Source organism: Streptomyces sp. NPDC006997 (assembly GCF_040635175.1).
Classification (GTDB): Bacteria; Actinomycetota; Actinomycetes; order Streptomycetales; family Streptomycetaceae; genus Streptomyces.
Map to the genome: position 1 here is coordinate 70,836 of NZ_JBEYHH010000004.1, position 25,679 is coordinate 96,514.

At 73.9% G+C, this 25,679-nt stretch carries 21 protein-coding genes and 1 riboswitch; of the genes, 16 read left to right on the plus strand and 5 right to left on the minus strand.

The features are described 5' to 3' along the window. The first annotated feature begins 117 nt into the window (after nucleotides 1-117). Nucleotides 118-262: riboswitch (cobalamin riboswitch) on the plus strand. Between the two features lie 109 nt (nucleotides 263-371). From ABZ659_RS05010 to cobI, 7 genes are all read left to right on the plus strand, one after another. Next, a complete protein-coding gene (locus tag ABZ659_RS05010; protein WP_360213550.1) occupies nucleotides 372-1,319 on the plus strand; it encodes a cobalamin biosynthesis protein in 948 nt (315 codons plus the stop codon). Next, nucleotides 1,316-2,827, plus strand: a complete 1,512-nt coding sequence (locus tag ABZ659_RS05015) for a cobyric acid synthase (RefSeq protein ID WP_360213552.1) — start codon at nucleotides 1,316-1,318, stop codon at nucleotides 2,825-2,827. Before ABZ659_RS05010 ends, ABZ659_RS05015 begins: the two co-directional genes overlap by 4 nt. Then, complete coding sequence (cobN, locus tag ABZ659_RS05020) at nucleotides 2,824-6,474, plus strand: cobaltochelatase subunit CobN (protein WP_360213554.1); 3,651 nt, start codon at nucleotides 2,824-2,826, stop codon at nucleotides 6,472-6,474. The genes ABZ659_RS05015 and cobN overlap by 4 nt, the downstream gene beginning before the upstream one ends. Nucleotides 6,475-6,643: 169 nt before the next feature. Next, nucleotides 6,644-8,638: a putative cobaltochelatase gene (locus ABZ659_RS05025; RefSeq protein ID WP_360213556.1), complete on the plus strand. Its 1,995-nt coding sequence runs from the start codon at nucleotides 6,644-6,646 to the stop codon at nucleotides 8,636-8,638. Continuing rightward, entirely contained in the window at nucleotides 8,638-9,237 is a 600-nt protein-coding gene (gene cobO, locus ABZ659_RS05030) for a cob(I)yrinic acid a,c-diamide adenosyltransferase (protein ID WP_360213558.1), read from the plus strand. The genes ABZ659_RS05025 and cobO overlap by 1 nt, the downstream gene beginning before the upstream one ends. After that, nucleotides 9,234-10,688, plus strand: coding sequence for a cobyrinate a,c-diamide synthase (locus ABZ659_RS05035; RefSeq protein ID WP_360213560.1), 1,455 nt, complete (start codon nucleotides 9,234-9,236; stop codon nucleotides 10,686-10,688). Before cobO ends, ABZ659_RS05035 begins: the two co-directional genes overlap by 4 nt. Next, on the plus strand, nucleotides 10,673-11,422 hold the full coding sequence (gene cobI / locus ABZ659_RS05040) for a precorrin-2 C(20)-methyltransferase (protein WP_360213562.1): 750 nt from the start codon (nucleotides 10,673-10,675) through the stop codon (nucleotides 11,420-11,422). Before ABZ659_RS05035 ends, cobI begins: the two co-directional genes overlap by 16 nt. Nucleotides 11,423-11,433: 11 nt before the next feature. On the opposite strand, the gene ABZ659_RS05045 is transcribed toward cobI, so the two are convergent. Further along, nucleotides 11,434-12,162: a ZIP family metal transporter gene (locus tag ABZ659_RS05045; protein WP_360213564.1), complete on the minus strand. Its 729-nt coding sequence runs from the start codon at nucleotides 12,160-12,162 to the stop codon at nucleotides 11,434-11,436. A gap of 100 nt (nucleotides 12,163-12,262) precedes the next feature. On the opposite strand from ABZ659_RS05045, the gene cobM reads away from it, so the two are divergent. The 6 genes from cobM to cobC are packed head-to-tail and all read left to right on the plus strand — an operon-like array spanning nucleotide 12,263 to nucleotide 18,592. Next, nucleotides 12,263-13,084 (plus strand): precorrin-4 C(11)-methyltransferase, encoded by an 822-nt coding sequence (cobM, locus tag ABZ659_RS05050; RefSeq protein WP_360213566.1) that lies wholly within the window; start codon nucleotides 12,263-12,265, stop codon nucleotides 13,082-13,084. Next, nucleotides 13,081-14,313, plus strand: coding sequence for a precorrin-6y C5,15-methyltransferase (decarboxylating) subunit CbiE (cbiE, locus tag ABZ659_RS05055; protein WP_360213568.1), 1,233 nt, complete (start codon nucleotides 13,081-13,083; stop codon nucleotides 14,311-14,313). Before cobM ends, cbiE begins: the two co-directional genes overlap by 4 nt. Further along, on the plus strand, nucleotides 14,310-15,998 hold the full coding sequence (gene cobJ / locus ABZ659_RS05060; RefSeq protein WP_360213570.1) for a precorrin-3B C(17)-methyltransferase: 1,689 nt from the start codon (nucleotides 14,310-14,312) through the stop codon (nucleotides 15,996-15,998). Before cbiE ends, cobJ begins: the two co-directional genes overlap by 4 nt. Further along, entirely contained in the window at nucleotides 15,995-16,582 is a 588-nt protein-coding gene (locus tag ABZ659_RS05065) for a precorrin-8X methylmutase (protein ID WP_360213572.1), read from the plus strand. Before cobJ ends, ABZ659_RS05065 begins: the two co-directional genes overlap by 4 nt. After that, on the plus strand, nucleotides 16,579-17,502 hold the full coding sequence (locus tag ABZ659_RS05070) for a sirohydrochlorin chelatase (RefSeq protein WP_360213574.1): 924 nt from the start codon (nucleotides 16,579-16,581) through the stop codon (nucleotides 17,500-17,502). Before ABZ659_RS05065 ends, ABZ659_RS05070 begins: the two co-directional genes overlap by 4 nt. Further along, nucleotides 17,489-18,592, plus strand: coding sequence for an Rv2231c family pyridoxal phosphate-dependent protein CobC (gene cobC / locus ABZ659_RS05075; protein WP_360213576.1), 1,104 nt, complete (start codon nucleotides 17,489-17,491; stop codon nucleotides 18,590-18,592). Before ABZ659_RS05070 ends, cobC begins: the two co-directional genes overlap by 14 nt. On the opposite strand, the gene ABZ659_RS05080 is transcribed toward cobC, so the two are convergent. Genes ABZ659_RS05080 through ABZ659_RS05095 form a run of 4 tightly spaced genes read right to left on the minus strand, consistent with a single transcriptional unit; the run spans nucleotide 18,552 to nucleotide 22,139 of the window. Further along, a complete protein-coding gene (locus ABZ659_RS05080; protein WP_360213578.1) occupies nucleotides 18,552-19,658 on the minus strand; it encodes an amidohydrolase family protein in 1,107 nt (368 codons plus the stop codon). The two genes, cobC and ABZ659_RS05080, sit on opposite strands and share 41 nt — an antisense overlap. Nucleotides 19,659-19,679: 21 nt before the next feature. Then, a complete protein-coding gene (locus ABZ659_RS05085) occupies nucleotides 19,680-20,453 on the minus strand; it encodes an amino acid ABC transporter ATP-binding protein (protein ID WP_360213580.1) in 774 nt (257 codons plus the stop codon). Beyond that, complete coding sequence (locus ABZ659_RS05090; RefSeq protein ID WP_360213582.1) at nucleotides 20,450-21,286, minus strand: amino acid ABC transporter permease; 837 nt, start codon at nucleotides 21,284-21,286, stop codon at nucleotides 20,450-20,452. The genes ABZ659_RS05085 and ABZ659_RS05090 overlap by 4 nt, the downstream gene beginning before the upstream one ends. 4 nt (nucleotides 21,287-21,290) lie before the next feature. Continuing rightward, a complete protein-coding gene (locus tag ABZ659_RS05095; RefSeq protein ID WP_360213584.1) occupies nucleotides 21,291-22,139 on the minus strand; it encodes an ABC transporter substrate-binding protein in 849 nt (282 codons plus the stop codon). A gap of 155 nt (nucleotides 22,140-22,294) precedes the next feature. Between ABZ659_RS05095 and ABZ659_RS05100 the strand changes: the two genes are divergently transcribed. The 3 genes from ABZ659_RS05100 to ectB all read left to right on the plus strand — a co-directional run bounded on the left by ABZ659_RS05100 (nucleotide 22,295) and on the right by ectB (nucleotide 25,651). Further along, nucleotides 22,295-23,398 carry an aminotransferase class V-fold PLP-dependent enzyme gene (locus ABZ659_RS05100; protein ID WP_360213586.1) on the plus strand — a complete coding sequence of 368 codons (1,104 nt, stop codon included), beginning with the start codon at nucleotides 22,295-22,297 and terminating at the stop codon, nucleotides 23,396-23,398. Nucleotides 23,399-23,738: 340 nt separating this feature from the next. Then, complete coding sequence (gene ectA, locus ABZ659_RS05105; RefSeq protein WP_360213588.1) at nucleotides 23,739-24,278, plus strand: diaminobutyrate acetyltransferase; 540 nt, start codon at nucleotides 23,739-23,741, stop codon at nucleotides 24,276-24,278. A gap of 89 nt (nucleotides 24,279-24,367) precedes the next feature. Further along, nucleotides 24,368-25,651 carry a diaminobutyrate--2-oxoglutarate transaminase gene (gene ectB, locus ABZ659_RS05110; RefSeq protein WP_360213590.1) on the plus strand — a complete coding sequence of 428 codons (1,284 nt, stop codon included), beginning with the start codon at nucleotides 24,368-24,370 and terminating at the stop codon, nucleotides 25,649-25,651. Nucleotides 25,652-25,679: the final 28 nt, after the last annotated feature.

The window sequence follows — 25,679 nt, forward strand, 5'->3', positions numbered from 1 at the left end:
CCGCTGAAGGTGAATCAGCCGCGAGTCGGTCCGCCCGAACGCGGCGCCGTGGTAGCGGCATCCGCCCGGGTGTGGGCCTCCACACACTCCAGCCTCGCAGGTCAACGGCAAGTTGACTGCCGTTCGGGGGCATGGTGGACTGCCCGAGCCATGTACGGCGGCAGGAGAGGAAGCCCGGTGCGAATCCGGCGCGGTCCCGCCACTGTGACCGGGGAAGACCTTCCCCGGGAGCCAGGAACTCTCACCGCCGGTCTCGTCGAACCAGGGCGTGGACACCCTGAGTGAGGACATATCGCGATGCTCGGCTGCCGCCTGCGGTCCCGCACCGGAGCTACTCCCCCCTTCCCTGACCCCACGGCCGGCTGACCCCCGTGCGTGCCGATCGCGTCTTCGCGTACGGCGCCACCGCCGGTCTCCTCGGTGACCTCCTCCTCGGCGACCCCCGCCGCGGCCACCCCGTGGCCGCCTTCGGGCGTGCCGCGAGCGCCGTGGAGCGGGTGCTGTGGCGCGACCACCGGGGCCGGGGCGCCCTGCACACCGCGGTGTGCGCCGGTGGCGCCGTCACCCTCGGCGCCGTGGCGTCCCGTGCCGTACGGTCCTCCCCCGCCGCCTCCGTCGCGCTGACCGCCGCCGCCACCTGGGCGGTCGTCGGCTCCACCTCGCTCGGCCGGGAGGCCCGCGCCGTCGGGCGCGCGCTGGAGGCCGGGGACCTCGCGGCGGCCCGGGAGCGGCTGCCGCACCTGTGCGGGCGGGACCCGCAGGCGCTGGACGCGGACGGGATCGCGCGGGCGGTCGTGGAGTCGGTCGCCGAGAACACCTCCGACGCGGTCGTGGGCGCCCTGGTGTGGGGCGCCGTCGCCGGGGTGCCGGGACTGCTCGGCTTCCGGGCGGTGAACACCCTGGACGCCATGGTCGGCCACAGGTCGCCCCGCTACCGCCGCTACGGCTGGGCCTCCGCCCGCCTCGACGACCTCGTCGGCTGGCCGGGGGCGCGGCTGACCGCGGTACTCGCCGCCGTGGCGGGGCCGGATCCGCGCGGTGCGGTGCGGGCCTGGCGGGCGGACGCGGACCGGCACCCGAGCCCCAACGCCGGGCCCGTGGAGGCGTCGTTCGCCGGCGCGCTCGGGGTGCGGCTCGGCGGCACCCTGTCGTACGGCGGACGGGTCGAGCACCGGCCCGTCCTCAACGGCGCCGGACGCGCGGTGGCCGTACCGGACATCGGACGGGCGGTACGGCTGTCCCGGCGCGTGGGCGTGCTCGCGCTCGGCGTCTGCGCCGCCGCCCGGCTGCTCACCCGACCAGGGAGGCGTACGTCATGACCGGTGGGGGACTCCTCGTCGCGGGCACCACCTCCGACGCGGGCAAGAGCGTCGTCACGGCCGGGATCTGCCGGTGGCTGGTGCGGCAGGGCGTGAAGGTGGCGCCGTTCAAGGCGCAGAACATGTCGCTGAACTCGTTCGTGACCCGCGAGGGCGCCGAGATCGGGCGGGCGCAGGCCATGCAGGCCCAGGCGTGCCGCGTCGAGCCGACCGCGCGGATGAACCCCGTCCTGCTCAAGCCCGGCGGGGAGCAGTCCAGCCAGGTGGTGCTGCTGGGCAAGCCGGTCGGCGAGCTGAGCGCGCGCGGCTACCACGGCGGGCGGCAGCGGCGGCTGCTCGGGACGGTGCTGGACTGCCTGGCCGAGCTGCGGGGCACGTATGACGCGGTGATCTGCGAGGGTGCGGGCAGTCCCGCCGAGATCAACCTGCGCCGCACCGACATCGTGAACATGGGCGTCGCCCGGGGCGCCCGGCTGCCCGTGCTGGTCGTCGGGGACATCGACCGGGGCGGTGTGTTCGCCTCGTTCTTCGGGACCGTGGCACTGCTGTCCCCCGCGGACCAGGAGCTGGTCGCCGGGTTCCTCGTCAACAAGTTCCGGGGCGACGTCTCCCTCCTCGAACCCGGCCTCGACATGCTGCGCGGCCTCACCGGGCGGCGGACGTACGGCGTGCTGCCGTACCGGCACGGGCTCGGTATCGACGAGGAGGACGGGCTCCGGGTGTCCTTGCGCGGGACGGTGCGGGAGTCGAACGTCGCGCCGCCCGTCGGGGAGGACGTGCTGCGCGTCGCCGTCTGCGCCGTCCCGCTGATGTCCAACTTCACCGACGTCGACGCGCTGGCCGCCGAACCCGGCGTCGTCGTGCGGTTCGTGGACCGGCCGGAGGAACTGGCCGACGCGGACCTGGTGGTCGTACCCGGGACCCGGGGGACGGTCCGCGCCCTGGAGTGGCTGCGGGAGCGCGGGCTCGCGGAGGCGCTCGTGCGCAGGGCGGCCGAGGGGCGGCCGGTGCTCGGCGTCTGCGGGGGCTTCCAGGTCCTCGGGGAGCGCGTCGAGGACGAGGTGGAGAGCCGCAGGGGCTTGGTGGACGGGCTCGGAGTGCTGCCCGTACGGGTGCGGTTCGCGCGGGAGAAGACGCTCACCCGGCCGGTCGGCGAGGCCCTCGGAGAGCGGGTCGAGGGGTACGAGATCCACCACGGGGTCGCCACCGTGGAGGGCGGCGCCCCCTTCCTGGACGGCTGCCGGGTCGGCCAGACCTGGGGCACCCACTGGCACGGCTCCCTGGAGTCGGACGGCTTCCGGCGGGCCTTCCTGCGCGAGGTGGCGGACGCCGCGGGCCGCCGCTTCGTCCCCGCCCCCGACACCTCGTTCGCCGCGCTGCGCGAGGAGCAGCTCGACCGGCTCGGCGACCTGATCGAACAGCACGCGGACACGGACGCGCTGTGGCGGCTCATCGAGTCCGGCGCGCCACCAGGACTGCCCTTCATCCCACCGGGAGCGCCCGCATGAGCACAGTGTTGTTGTTGTCGACCGCCGACACCGATCTGCTGGCGGCGAGGGCCGCCACCGGCGCCTCGTACCGGATCGGCAACCCGACCCGCGTGGACGTGGCGACCGAGCTGCCCGCGCTGCTCGACGGCGCCGACCTGGCCGTCGTACGGCTGCTGGGGGGCAAGCGCGCCTGGGAGGACGGGCTGGCCGCGCTGAAGGCGTCCGGGAAGCCGACCGTGCTGCTCGGTGGGGAGACCGTGCCCGACGCCGAGCTGATGGCGGAGTCCTCGGTGCCCGCCGGGGTGGTAGCGGAGGCGCTGCGCTACCTCGTGGAGGGCGGGCCCGCCAACCTCACCGAACTCGCCCGGTTCCTCTCCGACACCGTGCTGCTGACCGGCGAGGGGTTCGAGGAGCCGCGGAAGATGCCGGAGTACGGCGTCCACGGCGGACGGGCGGTCCTGGACGGCCGGCCGACCGTCGGCGTGCTCTTCTACCGCGCCCACGAACTCAGCGGCAACACCGCCTTCGTGGACACCCTCTGCGACGCGATCGAGGCGAAGGGCGCCAACGCCCTCCCCGTGTACTGCGGTTCGCTGCGCGGCGCGGACGCCGGGCTGTACGAGCTGCTGGGCCGGGCGGACGCCCTCGTCGCCACCGTCCTCGCGGCGGGCGGCACGCATGCCTCGCAGGCGTCGGCGGGCGGCGACGAGGCGTGGGACGTCGGCGCGCTGGCCGACCTGGACGTGCCGGTGCTGCAAGGGCTCTGCCTGACGTCGTCCCGGGCTGCCTGGGAGGCGTCCGACGCCGCCCTCTCCCCCATGGACGCGGCGATGCAGGTGGCCATCCCGGAGTTCGACGGGCGGCTGGTCACCGTGCCGTTCTCCTTCAAGGAGCAGGGCCCGGACGACGTCCCGGTGTACGTCGCCGACCCCGAGCGGGCCGCGCGGGTCGCCGGGATCGCCGTACGCCACGCCCGGCTGCGGCACAAGCCGAACGCCGAGAAGCGGATCGCGCTGGTCTTCACCGCCTACCCCACCAAGCACTCCCGCGTCGGCAACGCGGTCGGCCTGGACACCCCCGCCTCGGCGGTCCGGGTCCTGGACGCGCTGCGGGACGCCGGGTACGGCGTCGAGGGCCACCCCGACGACGGTGACGAGCTGATCCACCGGCTGATCGAGGCCGGTGGCCACGACGTGGAGTGGCTGACGGAGGATCAGCTGGCGGCGGCTCCGGCACGGGTGCCGCTGGCCGACTACCGGGCGTGGTTCGACCAGCTCGACCCCGAGCTGCGGGAGGCGATGCTGGAGGCGTGGGGCGAGCCGCCGGGGTCGCTGTACGTCGACGGCGACGACATCGTGCTGGCGTCGCTGCGGTTCGGGAACGTCGTCGTCATGATCCAGCCGCCGCGCGGCTTCGGGGAGAACCCGATCGCGATCTACCACGACCCCGACATGCCGCCCTCCCACCACTACCTGGCGGCCTACCGCTGGCTGGAGAACGGCTTCGGCGCGGACGCGGTCGTGCACATGGGCAAGCACGGCACGATGGAGTGGCTGCCGGGCAAGGGCCTCGGCCTCGGCGCGGGCTGCGCCCCGGACGCCGTCCTCGGCGACCTGCCGCTGGTCTACCCGTTCATCGTCAACGACCCCGGCGAGGGCACCCAGGCCAAGCGGCGCGGGCACGCCACGGTCGTCGACCACCTGGTGCCGCCGATGGCCCGCGCGGACACGTACGGGGACCTGGCGAAGCTGGAGCAGCTGCTCGACGAGTACGCCCTGGTGAGCGACCTCGACCCGGCGAAGGCCCCGGCCGTGCGGGCGCAGATCTGGACCCTGGTCAAGGCGGCGGAACTCCACCACGACCTGCACGTGGACGAACAGCCGGACGACGGCGCCTTCGACGAGTTCGTCATGCACGTCGACGGCTACCTGTGCGAGATCAAGGACGTCCAGATCCGGGACGGCCTGCACGTCCTCGGCGGCGGTCCGGTGGGCGAGCCCCGGGTGAACCTGGTGCTGGCCGTGCTGCGGGCCTCCCAGGTGTGGGGCGGTCGGGCGAACGCGCTGCCGGGGCTCAGGGCCTGCCTCGCCGCGCACTTCGGGCTGGTGGAGAAGGACCTGCTGGCCGAGCCGGGCGCGCCGGTGAAGGTGCCGGTGGAGCTGACGGAGCTGGTGGACGGCCCGGCGCGGTCCGGCGCCGACGCGATCGACCTGCTGGAGCAGGTGTGCAGGCGGTTCGCGGAGGGCATGGAGGCGCGGGGCTGGGACGCGGCGGCGGTGCCCGCGCTGGTGCGCGAGGTCCTCGGCACTCAGCTGCCGGACGCGGTCGCGGTGCTGGGGTTCGCGTGCGCGGAGGTCGTGCCGAGGCTGGCGCGCACGAGCGACGAGATCGGGCACGTCCTGCACGCCCTGGACGGCGGCTACGTCCCCGCGGGACCGTCGGGCTCACCGACGCGCGGGCTGGTCAACGTCCTGCCGACCGGCCGGAACTTCTACTCCGTCGACCCCAAGGCGATCCCGTCCCGGCTGAGCTGGGAGGTCGGGCGGTCGCTGGCCGACTCGCTGGTGCGGCGGTACCTGGAGGACACCGGTGCGTACCCGCGATCGGTCGGCCTGACCGTGTGGGGGACGTCCGCGATGCGCACCCAGGGCGACGACATCGCGGAGATCCTGGCGCTGCTCGGATGCCGTCCGGTGTGGGACGACGCGTCGCGCCGGGTGACCGGCTTCGAGGTGGTGCCGCTGACGGAGCTGGGACGGCCGCGCGTCGACGTCACGGTCCGCATCTCCGGCTTCTTCCGGGACGCGTTCCCGCACGTCGTCGGGTTGATCGACGACGCGGTACGGGCGGTGGCGGAGCTGGACGAGCCCGCCGACGCCAATTTCGTCCGCGCCCACGTGGACGAGGACGCCGCCGAGCACGGTGACCGGCGGCGGGCCACGGCCCGCATCTTCGGCTCCAAGCCGGGGGCCTACGGGGCGGGGCTGCTGCCGTTGATCGATGCACGGAACTGGCGGAGCGACGCCGACCTCGCCGAGGTGTACGCGGTGTGGGGCGGCTACGTGTACGGGCGGGGGCTGGACGGGCGTGCGGCCCGGGGCGACATGGAGACGGCGTTCAAGCGGATCGCGGTGGCGGCGAAGAACGTCGACACGCGTGAGCACGACATCGCGGACGCCGACGACTACTTCCAGTACCACGGCGGCATGGTCGCCATGGTGCGGCACCTGACGGGGGTCAACCCCGAGGCGTACGTGGGTGATTCGGCCGTACCTGACCAGGTCAAGACCAGAAGTCTTGGTGAGGAGACTCACCGCGTCTTCCGGGCGAGGGTGGTCAATCCACGCTGGATGAAGGCGATGCGCAGGCACGGATACAAGGGCGCCTTCGAGATGGCGGCGACCGTGGACTATCTCTTCGGATACGACGCTACAGCGGGCGTGGTCGATGACTGGATGTACGAGAAGCTGGCCGCTGAGTACGTGTTCTCACAGGAGAACCAGGACTTCATGAGGAAGTCCAACCCGTGGGCCATGCGCGGCATCACCGAGCGTCTGCTGGAAGCGGCGGACCGGGGCCTATGGGCGGAGCCGGACCAGGAGACCCTGGACCGGCTCCGGGCGACCTACCTCGAACTTGAGGGAGATCTGGAGGGAGATACGTGATCTCTCTCACGATCCCCGCGTCGGCGGGGAACACAGCAGCTGCGGCCGCAGCTCACCCTCGTCCGGAGGGCCACCCCCGCGTTGGCGGGGACCAGATGTCAACGGTGACATATCTGCGGCAGTCCGTTGACACGCCTTGTGACGCGTCACCAGAAGGAGTGATCACCGCGTGAGCACGCCCTATCCCTTCACTGCCATCGTCGGCCAGGACGACCTGCGGCTCGCGCTCTTGCTTAATGCAGTGTCACCGGCGGTAGGCGGCGTCCTGGTGCGCGGTGAAAAGGGCACCGCCAAGTCGACGGCTGTAAGGGCCCTGTCGGCGCTGTTGCCCGAGGTAGCCGTCATCGCCGGGTGCCCGTTCTCCTGTGACCCCGCCGCGCCCGACCCGGGGTGCCCGGACGGGCCGCACGACGCGGGTGCGGGGGTCAGTCGGCCCGCCCGCATGGTCGAGCTGCCCGTCGGGGCCTCCGAGGACCGGCTCGTCGGCGCGCTGGACATCGAGCGGGCGCTGGCCGAGGGCGTGAAGGCGTTCGAGCCCGGCCTGCTGGCCGACGCGCACCGGGGGATCCTGTACGTCGACGAGGTCAACCTCCTGCACGACCACCTCGTCGACCTGCTGCTGGACGCCGCCGCGATGGGGGCCTCGTACGTCGAGCGCGAGGGTGTGTCCGTGCGGCACGCCGCGCGGTTCCTGCTCGTCGGGACCATGAATCCCGAAGAAGGAGAACTGAGACCACAGTTGTTGGACCGGTTCGGGCTCACCGTCGAGGTCGCCGCGTCCCGGGTGCCCGAGCAGCGCGTGGAGGTCGTACGGCGGCGGCTCGCCTACGACGACGATCCGGACGGGTTCGCCGCGCGCTGGGCGGACGAGGAGGCCGCCGTACGGCAACGGATCGTGACGGCACGGGAGTTGTTGCCGTCGGTGCGGCTGGGCGACGGGGCGTTGCGGCAGATCGCGGCGACCTGTGCCGCCTTCGAGGTGGACGGGATGCGGGCCGACATCGTGATGGCGCGGACCGCTACCGCGTTGGCGGCCTGGGCCGGGCGGACGGAGGTGCTGGCGGAGGACGTGCGGCAGGCCGCGCTGCTGGCGTTGCCGCACCGCAGGCGGCGGAATCCGTTCGACGCGCCGGGGCTGGACGAGGACAAGCTCGACGAGACGCTGGAGGAGTTCTCCGGGGACTCCCCCGACGACGACCCCGACCCTGATCCCGATCCCGGTCCCGACGGGCCCGGCGGTGGTGGCGGCGAGGGGCCGTCGCCGGACGCCGGGCCGCAGGGCGGTGGTGAGGCCGGTGAGCCGCGGGCGGCGGAGAGCGGTGCGGGCGGCGAGCAGTCCCCCGTACGGGCCTCCCAGCCGTTCCGGACCAGGGTGCTCAGCGTGCCCGGGATCGGGGAGGGCACCGCCGGGCGGCGTTCGCGGGCGAGGACCGAGCACGGCAGGACGACCGGGGCGCGGCGCCCGCGAGGGGCGCTGACCAAGCTGCACCTGGCGGCGACCGTGCGGGCCGCTGCCCCGCACCAGCGGGCGCGTGGGCGGTCGGGGCCGGGGCTCGTGGTGCGCCGGGACGACCTGCGGCAGGCGGTCAGGGAGGGGCGCGAGGGGAATCTCGTGCTGTTCGTGGTCGACGCGTCGGGCTCGATGGCCGCCCGGCAGCGGATGAGCGCCGTCAAGGGTGCCGTGCTGTCGCTGCTGCTCGATGCCTACCAGCGGCGGGACAAGGTGGGGCTCGTGACCTTCCGGGGGTCGGCCGCCGAAGTCGCGCTGCCGCCCACGTCGTCCGTGGACGCCGCCGCCGTACGGCTGGAGTCGCTGCCCACCGGTGGGCGGACGCCGCTCGCGGCCGGGCTGCTGCGGGCGCATGACGTGCTGCGGGTGGAGCGGCTGCGGGACCCGGCGCGGCGGGCGCTCGTCGTGGTCGTCACCGACGGGCGGGCCACCGGTGGGCCCGAGCCGGTCGCGCTGGCCGGGCGTGCCGCGCGGCTGTTCGCGGCCGACTCGGTCGCCTCCGTCGTCGTGGACTGCGAGGCGGGGCCGGTGCGGCTGGGGCTGGCCGGGCGGCTCGCCGGGGAGCTGGGCGGGTCCGCCGTGACGCTCGACGAGCTGCGGGCGGACGCGATCGCCGGGTTGGTGAAGGACGTGACGTCGAGGAGGGCCGCGTAGTGCCGCAGGGACAGCCGAGTGTCGTACCGGACGACGGACTGACGACCCGTCAGCGCCGTAACCGTCCGCTGGTCGTCGTGCACACGGGGGTGGGGAAGGGCAAGTCCACCGCCGCCTTCGGGCTGGCGCTGCGGGCCTGGAACCAGGGGTGGCCGATCGGGGTGTTCCAGTTCGTCAAGTCGGCGAAGTGGAAGGTCGGCGAGGAGAACGCGCTGCGGGTGCTGGGAGCCTCCGGGGAGGGCGGCTCCGTCGACTGGCACAAGATGGGCGAGGGCTGGTCGTGGGTCCAGCGGGACGCGCAGCTCGACAACGAGGAGAAGGCCCGGGAGGGCTGGGAGCAGGTCAAGCGTGACCTGGCCGCGGAGACGTACCGGCTGTACGTGCTGGACGAGTTCGCCTACCCCCTGCACTGGGGGTGGGTCGACACCGACGAGGTCGTGGAGGTGCTGCGGGCGCGGCCCGGGAACCAGCACGTCGTCATCACCGGGCGGAACGCGCCGGACGGGCTCGTGGACTTCGCCGACCTGGTGACCGACATGTCCAAGGTCAAGCACCCCATGGACGTCGGACAGAAGGGGCAGAGGGGCATCGAGTGGTGACGTCCGTGTCCGTGCCCCGGCTGGTCGTCGCCGCGCCGTCCTCCGGCAGCGGCAAGACCACCGTCGCCACGGGGCTGATGGCCGCGTTCGCCGCGCGGGGGCTCGCCGTGTCCCCGCACAAGGTCGGGCCGGACTACATCGACCCCGGGTACCACGCGCTCGCCACCGGGCGGGTGGGGCGGAACCTCGACGCCTACCTGTGTGGGCCGGAGCTGGTCGCCCCGCTGTTCGCGCACGGTGCGCGCGGGTGTGACATCGCCGTGGTCGAGGGCGTGATGGGGCTGTACGACGGGGCCGCGGGCGAGGGTGAGCTGGCGTCCACCGCGCAGGTCGCGAAGCTGTTGCGGGCGCCGGTGGTGCTGGTCGTGGACGCGTCGGCGCAGGCGCGGTCGGTGGCGGCGCTGGTGCACGGGTTCGTGTCGTGGGACCCGGGGGTCCGGGTGGGGGGCGTGATCCTCAACAAGGTCGGGTCCGACCGGCACGAGGCGCTGCTGCGGGAGGCGTTGGAGTCGGTGGGGGTGGCGGTGCTGGGGGTGTTGCGGCGGGCGGCGCCCGTGGCGACGCCGTCCCGGCATCTGGGGCTGGTGCCGGTGGGTGAGCGGCGGGGTGCGGCGGGGGACGCCGTCGCGGCGATGGCGGCGCTGGTTTCCGGTGGGTGTGATCTGGAGGGATTGGCTTCCCTGGCGCGGAGTGCGGGGGTCTTGCCGGGTGCCGCCTGGGACGCGGCTCAGGCCCTGGCTCCTTCGCCCCCGCCGCCCCTTCCCGTCCCCTCCCCGGGGGGTGGGCCCCCAGAGCCCCCTTCCGGCCCTGGAAGGGCCTCGTCCTCAAACGCCGGACGGGCTGGCAGACGTCCTGTCGTCGCCGTCGCCGGTGGGGCCGCGTTCACCTTCTCCTACGCCGAGCACGCCGAACTGCTCGCCGCCGCGGGGGCCGAGGTCGTCGTCTTCGATCCGTTGCGGGACGAGGAGTTGCCCGAGGGGACCCGGGGGCTGGTCGTCGGGGGTGGGTTCCCCGAGGTGTACGCCGGGGAGCTGTCGGCCAACGAGCCGTTGCGGGAGGCCGTGCGCGAGCTGGCGTTGGCCGGGGCTCCCGTGGCCGCCGAGTGCGCGGGGCTGCTGTACCTCTGCCGGGAGCTGGACGGGCGGCCGATGTGCGGGGTGCTGGACGCGAAGGCGCGGATGTCGGAGCGGCTCACGCTCGGGTACCGGGACGCCGTCGCCGTCGGTGACAGCGTGCTGGCCGGTGCGGGGGCGCGGATGCGGGGCCACGAGTTCCACCGGACCGTCGTCGAGCCGGGCGCGGGGGACGCGCCCGCCTGGGGCGTGCGGGGGGCGCGGCCCCGTGTCGAGGGGTTCGTACAGCGCGGGGTGCACGCGAGCTATCTGCACACGCACTGGGCGTCGGCGCCCGGTGTGGCCCGTCGGTTCGTGGAGAGGTGTCGGACGTCATGAGCAGCGACAGCAGGCTGGTCGGGGTCGGGGTGGGTCCCGGTGACCCGGAGCTGGTGACCGTCAAGGGCGTGGGCGCGTTGCGCGCGGCGGACGTCGTCGTCGTACCGGTGATGGACACGGGCGAGCGGGGGCGTGCCGAGGCGACCGTGCTGCACTACGTGCCCGGCGGCAAGGTCGTCCGGGTGGTGTTCGCGCTGAACGAGCGGACGGACCGGGCCCGCCGGGAGGCGGCGTGGGACGCGGCCGGTGAGCGGGTGGCGGGGCTGCTGCGGGAGTACGGCCACGTGGCGTTCGCGACGATCGGTGATCCGAACGTGTACTCCACGTTCACCTATCTGGCGCACACCGTGGCGGAGCTGGTGCCGGGGCTGGTCGTCGAGACGGTGCCCGGGATCACGGCCATGCAGGATCTCGCCGCCCGGTCGGGGGCGGTGCTCACCGAGGGGACCGAGCCGTTGACGCTGGTGCCGGTGACGGCCGGGACCGGTGTGCTGAAGGACGCGCTCGGCGGGCCGGGGACGGTCGTCGCGTACAAGTTCGGGCGACAGGCCGCCGAGGTCGTCGAGGCGCTGCGGGACAGCGGGCGGCTCGACGGTGCCGTGTGGGGGTCGGCGCTCGGGCTGCCGGAGGAGTCGGTGCGGCCCGCCGCCGAGCTGGACGGGGCCGTCCTGCCGTACCTGTCGACGCTGATCGCGCCCGCGCGGCGGGACGGCGGGCGGGGCGGGAAGCTGTGACCGGCCGTGTCTCACTGCGCGACGCCGACCACCAGCCAGATGAACAGCACCCCGGCGACCGTGCACAGCAGGGTGGGGCGGGCGGGGTGTTCGTGGTGGGCCTCGGGCAGGATCTCGGCCGCCGCCAGGTACAGCAGCGCGCCGCCGAAGAGGCCGAGGTAGCAGCCGAGCAGGGGTTCGGGGACGGTGACCAGGGTGGTCGACGCCGCGCCCAGCACGGGTGCCACGGCGTCCGCGACCAGCATGGCCACGGCCCGGCGGCGGGCGTTCCCGTACAGGCTGGTGATCGTGTACGTGTTGAAGCCGTCGGCGAAGTCGTGGGCGATGACGGCGAGGGCGACCGCCGCTCCCATGCCGCCGCCGATCTGGAAGGCGGCGCCGATCGCGACGCCGTCCATCGCGCTGTGACCGACCATGGCCGCCGCGGCCGTCAGGCCCACCTCGGGGGCGCGGCCGTCGCTCTCCTCCGCGCCGTGCGCGGCCTGCCGGGCGGCGAGCAGGCGTTCCACCAGGTGCGCCAGGAGGAACCCGGCGACGAAGAGGAGCAGGGCGGCGGGTACGCCGAACACCTCGTCGCCGGCCGCGTCCAGCGCCTCCGGCAGCAGGTCGAGGCCGACGACGCCCAGCATCAGGCCGCCCGCGAGGCCCAGCACCAGGTGGCGGCGGTCCGTCACGCGCTGTGCCGTCCAGCCGCCCGCCAGCGTCATCAGGAACGCGCCGAGCGCGACGAAGACCGCCATGGCCCCTTGGTACCGGACGGCGGCGCGTGGGCGCATGTCCGGCCGTAGCGACCGCAGTACACCCCCTACTCAGACGCTTCTCAGGAGAGGACTCCCCCTCATGGCCGATGCCTCCACCGGCAAGGTGACCTTCGTCGGTGCCGGGCCCGGCGCCGCCGATCTGCTGACGTTCCGGGCCGCGCGGGCGATCGCCGAGGCCGACGTGGTGATCTGGGCGGCGAGCCTGGTGCAGGCGGAGGTCCTTGAGCACGCCCGGGAGGGCGCGGAGATCCTGGACTCGGCGGCCATGTCGCTGGAGGACGTCGTCGCCGTCTACGAGCGGGCGTACGCCGAGGGGCTGCGGGTGGCGCGGATCCACTCCGGTGACCCGGCGCTGTGGGGCGGCACGCAGGAGCAGCTTGACCGGTGTGCCGAGGTCGGGATCGCGACCGAGGTGGTGCCCGGCGTCTCCGCGTTCTCGGCGGTCGCGGCGCTCGCGCGGCGGGAGCTGACCATCCCCGAGGTCGCGCAGTCCGTCGTGCTGACCCGGCTGGGCGGCGGGAAGACGCCGATGCCGCCCGGTGAGGAGGTGCGGGAGTTCGCCCGGCACGGCACGACCATGGCGGTGTTCCTGTCGGCGGCGCGCAGCGGGCAGCTGGTGCGGGAGCTGCTGGAGGGCGGTTACCCGACGTCCACGCCGGTGGTCGTCGCCTACCAGGCGACCTGGCCGGAGGAGCTGGTGGTGCGGTGCACCATCGGGACGCTGGAGGAGACGGTCAAGGAGCACAGGCTCTGGAAGCACACGCTGTTCCTGGTCGGCCCGGCGCTGGACGCGCACGGCACCCGTTCGCACCTGTACCACCCGGGCCACTTCCACGGGTACCGCAAGGCCGACCCGGAGGCCCGCAGGGAGCTGCGCGCGGCGCGGGGGCAGCGGACGTGATCACGGTCGTCGGTACGGGCACGGGGGCGCCGCCTCCGGAGGGGCTGAGGGCGGACCTCGTCGTCGGCGGGCGGCGGCACCTGGACGCCGTGGCGCTGCCGGAGGGCGCCGAGCGGATCGTGCTCGGGCCGCTCGCGCCCGCGCTGGACGCCGTCGCGGAGTACGTCGCCGAGGAGCGGCCGGTGCTGGTGCTGGCCTCCGGGGACCCGGGGTTCTTCGGGATCGTGCGGGCGCTGGCCGAGCGGTTCGGGGCGGAGCGGCTTGACGTGCGGGCCGGGGTGTCGTCGGTGGCCGTCGCGTTCGCGCGGGTCGGGCTGCCGTGGGAGGACGCGGTGGTGGTCAGCGCGCACGGGCGGGACCGGCGCACCGCGGTCAACGTGTGCCGGGCGCGGCCGAAGGTGGCGGTGCTGACCGGTCCCGGCGCGGGCCCGGCCGAGTTGGGGGCGGCGCTGCTGCACCACGACCGGGAGCTGGTCGTCGCCTCGGCGCTGGGTGACCCGGCGCGGGAGCGGGTGGAGCGGGTGACGCCCGCCGAGGCCGCCGCCCGGGACTGGGGGACGGCGGTGAGCGTGGTGCTGTGCCTGGACCCGGCGCGGGTGCCGGGGCCGGCGCGGACGGTCGCGGGTCCGCCTCCGGGGCCCGCCGGGTGGGCGCTGGCGGAGGACGCGTTCGCGCACCGGGACTCGATGATCACCAAGTTCGAGGTACGGGCGCTGGCGCTGGCCCGGCTCGGGCCGCGGCTCGGCGACCACGTGTGGGACGTCGGCGCGGGGTCGGGTTCGGTGGCCGTGGAGTGCGCGCGGTTCGGCGCCGCCGTCACCGCCGTGGAGAAGACGCCGGACGGGGTGGGGCGGGTCCGCGCCAACGCCGCCGCGCACGGGGTCGCCGTACGGGTGGTGCACGGGGCGGCGCCGACGGTGCTGTCCGATCTGGACGACCCGGACGCCGTGTTCGTCGGCGGTGGGGGGCGTGAGCTGCCCGCGATCGTGACGGCGTGCGCGCGGCGCGCCCGGCGCACGGTGGTGGTGGCCGTGGCGGCGCTGGACCGGGTGCCCGCGGTGCGGGCGGCCCTGACCGGCGCCGGTCTTGAGTGTGACGGGGTGCTGTTGCAGTCGTCGCGGCTGGCGCCGCTGCCGGGCGAGGTGACCCGGCTGGCGGCGGCCAACCCCGTTTTCCTGCTGTGGGGCGAGCGGCCCCGCACCCGTACTGAAGAAGGAGTTGACCAGTGATCGGCCTGATTTCCGCCACCGCGGCGGGGGCGGCGGCCCGGGACCGGCTGGCCGCGGCCTGGCCGGACCGGACGCGGGTGTACGACGGTCCGGTGTCCGGTGCCGTGCGGGCCGCGTTCGCGGAGTGCGAGCAGCTGGTGTGCTTCCTGGCGACGGGGGCGGTGGTACGGCTGCTCGCCCCGCTGCTGGCCGACAAGCGGACCGACCCGGGGGTGGTGTGCGTCGACGAGGGCGGGCGGTTCGCCGTGTCGCTGGTCGGCGGGCACGGCGGCGGCGCCAACGCGCTCGCCCGCGAGGTGGGCGCGCTGCTCGGCGCGGAGCCGGTGGTGACGACGGCGACGGACGCGGTCGGACTGCCCGGCCTGGACACCCTCGGCTGCCCGGTGGAGGGCGACCACGCGCGGGTGACGCGGGCGCTGCTGGACGGCGAGCCGGTCGCGCTGGACGCGGAGGTGCCGTGGCCGCTGCCCGCGCTGCCGCTGACGGGGCCGGGCGCGGCGGCGTACACCGTGCGGGTCACCGACCGGGACGTGGCGCCCGGGGAGCGGGAGGTGCTGCTGCGTCCGCCGTCCCTGGTGGTCGGCGTCGGCGCTTCCAAGGGGGCCCCGGTGGCCGAGGTGCTGGAGCTGGTCGAGGGCGCGCTGCGGGACGCGGGACTGTCCGCGCGGAGCGTCGCCGGGCTGGCGACCGTGCACGCGAAGGCGAAGGAGCCCGGCATCGTCGGCGCGGCGGAGCGGCTGGGGGTGCCCGTGGTCACCTACTCCGCCGAGGAGCTGTCGCAGGTGGAGGTGCCCAACCCGTCGGACGCGCCGCTCGCCGCCGTCGGCACGCCGTCGGTGGCGGAGGCGGCGGCGCTGGCGCGCGGCGGTGAACTCCTCGTACCGAAGCGGAAGTCGGCGGGGCGGCCCGCGAGGGCGACCTGCGCGGTGGTACGGCGGCCGGGGCGCGGTCGGCTCGCGGTGGTCGGGCTCGGTCCTGGCGCGCGGGACCTGCTGACCCCCCGCGCGCTGGCCGAGCTGCGGCGGGCGTCGGTGCTGGTGGGGCTCGACCAGTACGTGGACCAGATCCGCGACCTGCTGCGGCCCGGCACGCGGGTGCTGGAGTCGGGGCTCGGCGCCGAGGAGGAGCGGGCGCGCACGGCCGTCGCCGAGGCCCGGCGCGGGCACGCGGTGGCGCTGATCGGCAGCGGCGACGCGGGCGTGTACGCGATGGCGTCCCCGGCGCTCGCGGAGGCGTCCGACGACATCGACGTGGTCGGGGTGCCCGGGGTGACGGCGGCGCTGGCGGCGTCGGCGGTGCTCGGCGCGCCGCTGGGCCACGACCACGTCTCCATCAGCCTGTCCGACCTGCACACGCCGTGGGAGGTCATCGAGCGGCGGGTGCGGGCGGCGGCGGAGGCGGACATCGTCGTCACGTTCTACAACCCGCGCTCCCGGGGCCGGGACTGGCAGCTGCCGAAGGCGCTCGGCATCCTCGCCGAGCACCGGGAGCCGGGCACCCCGGTCGGCGTCGTGCGGAACGCGTCCCGCGCGGACGAGTCCGCCCGGGTCACCACGCTCGCGGCACTCGACCCGGCGACGGTCGACATGATGACGGTCGTCACCGTCGGCAACACCGCGACCCGGCGGATAGCGGGCCGCATGGTGACCCCGCGCGGCTACCGCTGGCAGGAGGGGTCCGAGTGAGCCGTGTCGTCCACCCCATCGAGCAGGAGTCCTTCCGGCGGCTGCGCGCCCGCCTGGACACCTCCGGTCTCCCGCCGCTGACCCGGGCGGTGGTGGAGCGGGTCATCCACTCCGCCGCCGACCTGGAGTACGCGGACGACCTGGTCATGGCGGAGGCGGACCTCGTCCCGGCCCACGCCGCGCTGCGCGCCGGGGCGCCCGTCGTCGTGGACGTGGAGATGGTGGCGGCCGGGATCACCCGCCGCGAGACCGTCTGCCGGTTGAAGGACGCCGTCGCCGGTCCCGGGCTGACCCGTTCCGCGCACGCCGTGCGGCTCGCCTACGAGCAGGTCGGGCCCGGCGCGCTGTGGGTGATCGGCTGCGCGCCGACCGCCCTGGAGGAGCTGCTCACCCTGGACGCCTCCCCCGCGCTCGTCATCGGTCTGCCCGTCGGTTTCGTCGGCGCGGCCGAGTCCAAGGCCGCGTTGCGGGCGAGCGGGCTGCCCGCCGTCAGCAACGTGTCCGAGAAGGGCGGTTCGGCGGTCGCCGCCGCCGCGCTGAACGCCCTGCTGTACCACCCGATCCCCACCGAGGAGAAACCGTGACCACCCCGCCGCCGCCCGCCCTGCTCGTCGCCGGTCACGGCACCCGGGACGACGCCGGAGCCGAGGCGTTCCGCGACTTCGTCCGCGCACTGGGCCGCCGCCACCCCGAACTGCCCGTCGCGGGCGGCTTCATCGAGCTGTCCCCGCCGCCGCTGGGCGACGCGGTGGCCGAGCTGGTGGAGCGCGGCGTACGGCGCTTCGCCGCCGTTCCCCTGATGCTGGTGTCCGCCGGGCACGCCAAGGGCGACATCCCGGCGGCGCTGGCCCGCGAGAAGGAACGGCACCCGGGGATCACGTACTCCTACGGCCGTCCCCTGGGCACGCACCCGGCGCTCCTGTCGGTGCTGGAGCGGCGCCTGGACGAGGCGCTCGGCGGCGGGGTCCGTACCCCGGGTGAGCGGGCGGACGTGACGGTGCTGCTGGTCGGGCGCGGGTCGACCGACCCGGACGCCAACGCCGAGGTGCACAAGGCGGCGCGGCTGCTGTGGGAGGGGCGCGGGTACGCCGGGGTCGAGACGGCGTTCGTGTCGCTGGCGGCGCCGGACGTGCCGGGCGGCCTCGACCGGTGCGCGAGACTGGGCGCGCGGCGGATCGTCGTCCTGCCCTACTTCCTCTTCACCGGCGTCCTCCCGGACCGCGTCCGCCGGCAGACCGGGGACTGGGCGGCGGCGCACCCGGAGGTGGAGGTGCGGTCGGCGGACGTCATCGGCCCGGAGCCGGAACTGCTCGACCTGGTGATGGAGCGGTACCGGGAGGCGGTGCGCGGCGATCTGCGGATGAACTGCGACTCGTGCGTGTACCGGATCGCGCTGCCGGGCTTCGAGGACAAGGTCGGCGCACCGCAGCAGCCGCACTTCCACCCCGACGACGACGGCCACCACCATCACGGAGGACACGCGCACTCCCATGCACACCACTGACGGGCACGACCTGCGTCACCACGGGGACGCGGAGGTACGCGACGACGGTTCGGCCCTCGTCGACCTGGCGGTGAACGTCCGCGCGGACACCCCTCCGGAGTGGCTGCGCGCGCACGTCGCCGCGTCGCTCACCGGCCTCGCGGCCTACCCGGACGGGCGGGCCGCGCGGGCGGCGGTCGCGGCGCGGCACGGGCTGCGGGCGGAGCGGGTGCTGCTGACGGCGGGCGCGGCCGAGGCGTTCGTGCTGCTGGCGCGCGCGCTGAAGGTACGGCGGCCGGTGGTGGTGCACCCGCAGTTCACCGAGCCGGAGGCGGCCCTGCGGGACGCCGGGCACAGCGTGGACCGGGTACTGCTGCGGGCGTCGGACGGCTTCCGCCTCGACCCGGCGGCGGTACCGGAGAACGCGGACCTGGTGGTCGTCGGCAACCCGACCAACCCGACGTCGGTCCTGCACCCGGCCGGGACGCTCGCCGACCTGGCCCGCCCGGGGCGCTTCCTGGTCGTCGACGAGGCGTTCATGGACGCCGTGCCGGGCGAGCGGGAGGCCCTGGCGGGGCGGACCGACGTGCCCGGTCTGGTCGTGCTGCGCAGCCTGACCAAGACGTGGGGCCTGGCCGGGCTGCGCATCGGTTACGTCCTCGCCGCGCCGGACACCATCGCCGCCCTGGAACGCGCCCAGCCCCTGTGGCCGGTCTCCACCCCGGCGCTGGCCGCGGCGGAGGCGTGCGTGAGCCCTCGCGCGTTGGCGGAGGCGGCCCACGCGGCCCACCGCGTCGCCGCGGACCGCGCCCACCTCGTCGCCGGTCTGACGGAGTTGGCCCCGTCCGGGCTGACGGTGGCGCAGCCCGCCGAGGGTCCGTTCGTCCTCGTCCGCGTCCCGGACGCCCCCGCCGTCCGGCGCCGTCTGCGCGAGCTGGGCTGGGCGGTCCGGCGCGGCGACACGTTCCCCGGTCTGGACGGGGAGTGGCTGCGGCTGGCGGTACGCGACCGGGCCACGACGGACGCGTTCGTCACCGCGTTGCGGCAGGCGGTGACCAGGACGCAGCCGGTCAGCTCCGGAGTGCCGCCCCGTCGACCACCCGCCCGTTGAGCACCACCCACCGCGGCGCCGCGAGCACCCGCACGTCCGCCCGCGGGTCCGCGTCGTACACCACGAGGTCGGCCGGGGCCCCCTCGTCCAGGCCGGGGCGGCCGAGCCAGCGGCGGGCGGCCCAGGACGCCGCGGACAGCGCCTCGACGGGCGGGATCCCGGCGGTGACCAGTTCCGCCACCTCCCCGGCGACCAGCCCGTGCGCCAGCGCGCCCCCGGCGTCCGTGCCGACGTACACCGGGATCCCGGCGTCGTGGGCGGCGCGGACGGTGTCGTAGCGGGCGTCGTACAGCCGCCGCATGTGGGCCGCCCAGCGCGGGAAGCGGGACGCACCGCCGTCGGCGAGCTTGGGGAAGGTGGCGATGTTGACGAGGGTCGGGACGATGGCGACGCCACGCGCGGCGAACAGCGGGATCAGGGCCTCCGTGAGGCCCGTGGCGTGCTCGACGCAGTCGATGCCCGCCTCGACCAGGTCCGGCAGGGAGTCCGCCGCGAAGCAGTGCGCGGTGACCCGGGCGCCCAGCCGGTGCGCCTCGGCGATCGCCGCCTCGACGGCGCCGCGCGGCCAGCACGCCGCCAGGTCGCCGAGGTCGCGGTCGATCCAGTCGCCGACGAGCTTGACCCAGCCGTCGCCGCGCCGGGCCTCCTGGGCGACGTACGCCACGAGGTCCTCGGGCTCGATCTCGTGGGCGTAGTCGCGGATGTAGCGGCGGGTGCGGGCGATGTGCCGACCGGCGCGGATGATCTTCGGCAGGTCGTCGCGGTCGTCGATCCAGCGGGTGTCGGAGGGCGAGCCCGCGTCGCGGATCAGCAGGGTCCCGGCCTCCCGGTCGGTCAGCGCCTGCTTCTCCGCGACGTCCCGGGGCACCGCGCCGTGCGCGTCCAGGCCCACGTGGCAGTGGGCGTCGACCAGGCCGGGCAGCGCCCAGCCGGACACCGTGCGGACGTCGCGGGCGCCTGTGGGACGGTCGTAGGAGATCCGGCCGTCGATCACCCACAGGTCGTCGCGTACCTCCTCGGGACCGACGAGCACCCGTCCCCTGACGTGCAGTACCTCACCACTCATGTACCGCACACTAGCGAGCCGCTACGACGTCTCCTCCTCCACCTCGGCCATCGCCGGGTCCAGGAGGCGGGAGAGGAAGTGGCGGGTGCGTTCGTGGCGGGGGGCGCCGATGACCTGTCCGGGGGTGCCGTCCTCGACGATGACGCCGCCGTCCATGAAGACGACCCGGTCGGCGACCTCGCGGGCGAAGGTCATCTCGTGGGTGACGACCATCATCGTCATGCCCTCGTCGGCCAGCATCCGCATCACCGCGAGGACGTCGCCGACCAGCTCGGGGTCGAGCGCCGAGGTGGGCTCGTCGAAGAGCATCACCTCGGGGCCCATGGCGAGCGACCGGGCGATGGCGACGCGCTGCTGCTGGCCGCCGGAGAGGGAGGACGGGTAGGCGGACGCCTTCTCCGCGAGGCCCACCCGCTCCAGGTTCGCCGCGGCCACCTTCGCCGCCGTCGCCTTGTCCCGGCGCAGCACCCGGCGCTGCGGCAGCGTCAGGTTCTCGGTCACCGTGAGGTGCGGGAAGAGGTTGAACTGCTGGAAGACCATGCCGATACGGCGGCGTACGGCGTCGATGTCGACGTCCGGGTCGGTCAGTTCGACACCGCCGACGAGGACCTGGCCCGCGGTCGGCTCCTCCAGGAGGTTCACGCAGCGCAGCAGGGTGGACTTGCCGGAGCCGGAGGGGCCGATGACGCACACGACCTCGCCCTGGTGGATCTCCAGGTCGATGCCGCGCAGGACATGGTTGTCACCGAAGGACTTGTGCAGGTCGCGGATCTGGATCTCCGCCCTGGTACTCACTTGACGGCCTCCTGGGCCTTGGCCTCCATGCGGCGCACGACGAAGCCGAGGGGAACCGTGACCAGCAGGTAGCACAGACCGGCCACGAGGATCGGCGTGGAGTTGGCGGTCGTGCTGGCCAGGTCACGGCCGAACTTGGACAGTTCCCGCTCCTCCAGGGTGACACCGAGGAACAGCACCAGCGAGGAGTCCTTGAAGAGGATGACGAACTCGTTGGTCAGCGGCGGCAGGATGACCCGGAACGCCTGCGGAATGATGACCGAGACCATCGCGCGGGCGGGCGAGAAGCCCAGCGAACGGGCCGCCTCCATCTGCCCCTTGGGCACGGCCTGGATACCGGCACGGACCGTCTCCGCGATGTACGCGGCGGCCACCAGGCCGAGCGCGAGGCCGCCCTTGCCGTAGGTGCCGCCGGGAATCTCGGTGCCGGGGAAGGCCAGCGGGACGGCCACACCGATGAAGATGAAGATCAGCAGGGCGGGCAGTCCGCGGAAGACCTCGATGTAGATACCGGCCAGCCAGCGGTAGGGCCCGACGGACGACAGCCGCATCAGCGCGATCACCACACCGAGGACCAGACCGATGGCGAAGCCGGTCACGGCGTACAGGATGGTGTTCTTCAGCGCCAGCGTGATGACGTCCGGGAACATCTGCCGCGCGATGTCCTTCTGCGCGAACTGGTTCTGGAGCTGGTCCCAGTCGGCGAGCACCGCGAAGGCGACGACGGCGGCGACGAAGACGGCGTACTGGACACCGCGGGAGACCCGGCGCTTCTGCCGCCGGGTCAGCCCCTTCTTCCTTGGCTGTCCTGCGGGGGTGTCGGTCTCGGCCATGGGGTCAGGACGCGGCCGGGGAGGCGGCGGCGTCCTCGTCGTACGGACCGATCCACTGCTCGTACAGCTTCTTGTACGTACCGTCGGACTTCGCCTCGGCGAGCGCCTTGTCGATGGCCTCGCGGAGCTTGTCGTTGCCCTTCCTCACCGTGAAGCCGTACTGCTCACCGGTGTTGACCTGCTCGGCGACGGTGAAGGCGGCGGCGTTGGCCTCGTCCTTCAGCCAGCCCTGGACCACCGGGTAGTCGATGACGACGGCGTCGACCTGGCCGGTGCGCAGTCCGTTGAGGACGGCGTCGGAGGACTCGAAGGAGACCGGGTCGAGGCCCTGGCTCCTGGCGTAGTCCTCGCCGGTGGTCTGCGCCTGGGCGCCGACCTTCTTCCCCTTGAGGTCGGCGAAGGACGTGATGCCGCTGTCCTTGTCGGCGAGCACGGCCTGGGTGGCCTCGAAGTACGGGTCGGAGAAGTCGACGTTCTTCTTGCGCTCGTCGGTGATGGTCATACCGGCGGCGGCGAGGTCGCACTCGCCGGAGTTGAGGAAGGCGCCGGTCTTGAAGTTCTCGAAGGGGGTGTCGAGGATCTCCTGCCGCACGCCGAGGTCGTCGGCGACCAGGTCGATCAGCGAGACGTCGAAGCCCTGCACCTTGCCGTCGATCTCCGACTGGAAGGGCGGGTAGGGCAGGTGGGTGCAGGTCGTGAGCTGGCCGCCCCTGACCAGTTCGACCCCGCCCGCGGCGGTCTTGGAGCCGTTGCCGCCGTCGTCGTCCGAGGAGCAACCGGCCACGAGAACCAGCCCGGCCGTCGCGGTGGTGGCGGCCAGGACGCGGACCCGGCGGCCGAGCGCGGTGTTCAAGGGAGGACCTCCTGTTAGGGAACTGTGCGTTCCGATTATAAGGAGATGTTTGAGCATCTCAAAACAATCCGATGGTGTGACGGCCGTTCGGCCTACGAAGTGGGGGGTGACCTAGGCTCGATCACAGTCGTCCCCTGAGTGAAGAGAGCGCCGCCGTGACCCACCCCTTCCTGGACCTGGCTCCCCTGAGCGCCGAGCGCTTCGCCTCGATCGAGGACCGGGTCGCCCGGCTGCTCGGCACCGCGCAGGACGTCGTGATCATGCAGGGCGAGGCACTGCTGCCGCTGGAGGGCGCGATCCGCGCCACGGCCGGTCCCGGCACCACCGCGCTGAACGTGATCACGGGTCCGTACGGCCGCACGTTCGGCGACTGGCTGCGGGACTGCGGGGCGACGGTGGTCGACCTCACGGTGCCCTTCCACACGGCGGTCACCGCCGAGCAGGTCCGGCAGGCGTTCACCGAGCACCCGGAGATCGACTTCGTGTCGCTGGTGCACGCGGAGGCGGCGACCGGCAACACCAACCCGGTCGCGGAGATCGGCCCGGTGGTGCGGGAGCACGGCGCCCTGTTCTACCTGGACGCCGTCGCCTCGGTCGGGGCCGAGCCGGTGCTGCCGGACGCCTGGGGCGTGGACCTGTGCGTGATCGGGGCGCAGAAGGCGATGGGCGGTCCGGCCGGGGTGTCGGCGGTGTCGGTGAGTGAGCGGGCGTGGGCGCGGATGGCGGCGAACCCGGGGGCGCCGCGGCGGTCGTACCTGTCGCTGCTCGACTGGAAGGAGCGCTGGCTGGACGGGGGGCGCAGGGCGCTGCCGCACGCGCCCGCGCAGTTGGAGATGCTGGGGCTTGAGGCGTGTGTGGCGCGGATCGAGGCGGAGGGCCCGGACGCGGTGATGGCCCGGCACGCCCGCGCCGCCGCGGCGACCCGGGCGGGGGCGCGGGCCCTGGGCGGCGGCCTGGAGCCGTACGTGGTGGAGGACGCGCAGGCGGCGCCGGTCGCGACGACGCTGCGGGTGCCGTCCGGCACGGTGGCGGCGGAGCTGGTCGCGCGGGCGCTGACGACCGACCCGGCGCTGCCGCTGGCCGCGGGGGGCGGCGCGCTGGCCAGGGAGATGGTGCGGGTCAACCACTACGGCGCCGACGCCACGCCGGGCGCGGTGCGGGGCTGCCTGGTGGCGCTGGGGGCGACGCTGGCGGAGGAGGGCCTCCAGGTGGACCCGGGGGCGGCGCTGCGGGCGGCCGGGGAGAGCTGGCGGGGGTGACGGTTTTCTGAATTTCCGACCTTCACCGGATTCCGTAATCCCTCATTTCATAATTCTGCGGAGCGCAGCTTCCCGCATTCTTCTGCCCGCTTTCCCCGGACCTAAACACTAAGATTTCGCTAAGGCCAAGCGACATAATTCGGGCGCGTCTCACAAGGGTTACGCGTTTGTGACTCGTCACACAAGCCCGCCCGATTTGCGCTGTATTTACGGGCCAAATCACCCCATAGCGACCCACCAGCGGGTCAGCTCTCGCGCCCGCGCGATAACACATCGAGCCTCGGGACCCAAGAGTCCGTGGCCATGCAATTTCATTTTTCTCTCGGTAAATTCAATACGCATGACCGCCGCACAAGCAGACCTGCCCATCGACCGTCCGAAGGTGGCGGACGGAGCCGCTCTCTGGCGGCTCGCCAAGGAATCCGGAAGCCTCGACCTGAACTCGTCCTACGCCTATCTGCTGTGGTGCCGTGACTTCGCCGGCACCTCCGTGGTGGCCCGCGGGGATGGCGGGGAGCCGGTCGGCTTCGTCACCGGGTACCTGCGCCCCGACCGCCCGGGGACGCTGCTGGTGTGGCAGGTGGCCGTCGACGCCGCGTACCGCGGCCGGGGTCTCGCGGCCCGGCTGCTCGACGCGCTGACCGCCCGGGTCGCCGCCGAGCGCGGCCTCGACGCCGTGGAGACCACCATCACGCCCGGCAACACCGCCTCCGAGCGGCTGTTCACGTCGTACGCCGCCCGGCACGGCGCCCGCGTCGAGCGCGCGGTGCTGTTCGCCACCGACCAGTTCCCGGACGGCCCGCACGACCCGGAAGTCCTCTACCGCATCGCCCCGCTGACCGGCCTGTCGAGCCCACCGGCCGACGCGTCGTCCCGCTGACCCACCCCGTCAGACCGCTGACCGACTTGTCGAACTCCGTCCGACCACCCGCACCGTTGGCCCACTGTCGCACCGAGGAGCGATTCGCCGTGACCATCACCCAGCCCGACCTGAGCGTCTTCGAGACCCTGGAGTCCGAGGTGCGCAGCTACTGCCGCGGCTGGCCCGCCGTCTTCGACCGCGCCCAGGGCAGCCGCATGTACGACGAGGACGGCCACGAGTACCTGGACTTCTTCGCCGGCGCCGGATCCCTGAACTACGGCCACAACAACGCCGTCCTCAAACGCGCCCTGATCGACTACCTGGAGCGGGACGGCGTCACCCACGGCCTCGACATGTCGACGACGGCCAAGCGCCGGTTCCTGGAGACCTTCCAGAACCTGGTGCTGCGCCCCCGCGACCTGCCGTACAAGGTCATGTTCCCGGGCCCGACGGGCACCAACGCCGTGGAGTCCGCGCTGAAGCTGGCGCGGAAGGTGAAGGGGCGCGAGGCCATCGTGTCGTTCACCAACGCCTTCCACGGGATGTCGCTCGGCTCCCTCGCCGTGACCGGCAACGCCTTCAAGCGGGCCGGGGCGGGCATCCCGCTGGTGCACGGCACGCCGATGCCGTTCGACAACTACTTCGACGGGCAGGTCCCGGACTTCCTGTGGTTCGAGCGGCTGCTCGAGGACCAGGGCTCCGGCCTGAACAAGCCCGCCGCGGTGATCGTGGAGACCGTGCAGGGCGAGGGCGGCATCAACGTCGCCCGCCCGGAGTGGCTGCGCGCGCTCGCCGAGTTGTGCGAGCGGCAGGACATGCTGCTGATCGTCGACGACATCCAGATGGGCTGCGGCCGTACCGGCGCCTTCTTCTCCTTCGAGGAGTCCGGGATCACGCCCGACATCGTCACCGTCTCCAAGTCCATCAGCGGCTACGGCCTGCCGATGTCGCTCTGCCTGTTCAAGCCGGAGCTGGACATCTGGGAGCCGGGCGAGCACAACGGCACCTTCCGCGGCAACAACCCGGCGTTCGTCACCGCGACGGCCGCGCTGGAGTCGTACTGGGCCGACGGCTCCGCCATGGAGAAGCAGACCCGCGCCCGCGGTGAGCTGGTGGAGCAGGCCATGATCGCCATCACCGAGGAGAACCTCGCCGACGTCAGGGAGTACCGCGGCCGGGGCCTGGTGTGGGGCATGGAGTTCCACCACAAGGAGCGCGCGGGACGCGTCGCGCAGCGCGCCTTCGACCTCGGGCTGCTGGTGGAGACCTCGGGTCCGGAGAGCGAGGTCATCAAGCTGCTGCCCGCCCTGACCATCACCCCCGACGAGCTGGACGAGGGCCTGCGCACGCTGGCCCGCGCCGTGCGGGAGACGGCACCGACCACCGTCTGAGAGACAGAGCACCACCTGACGAGGAGGC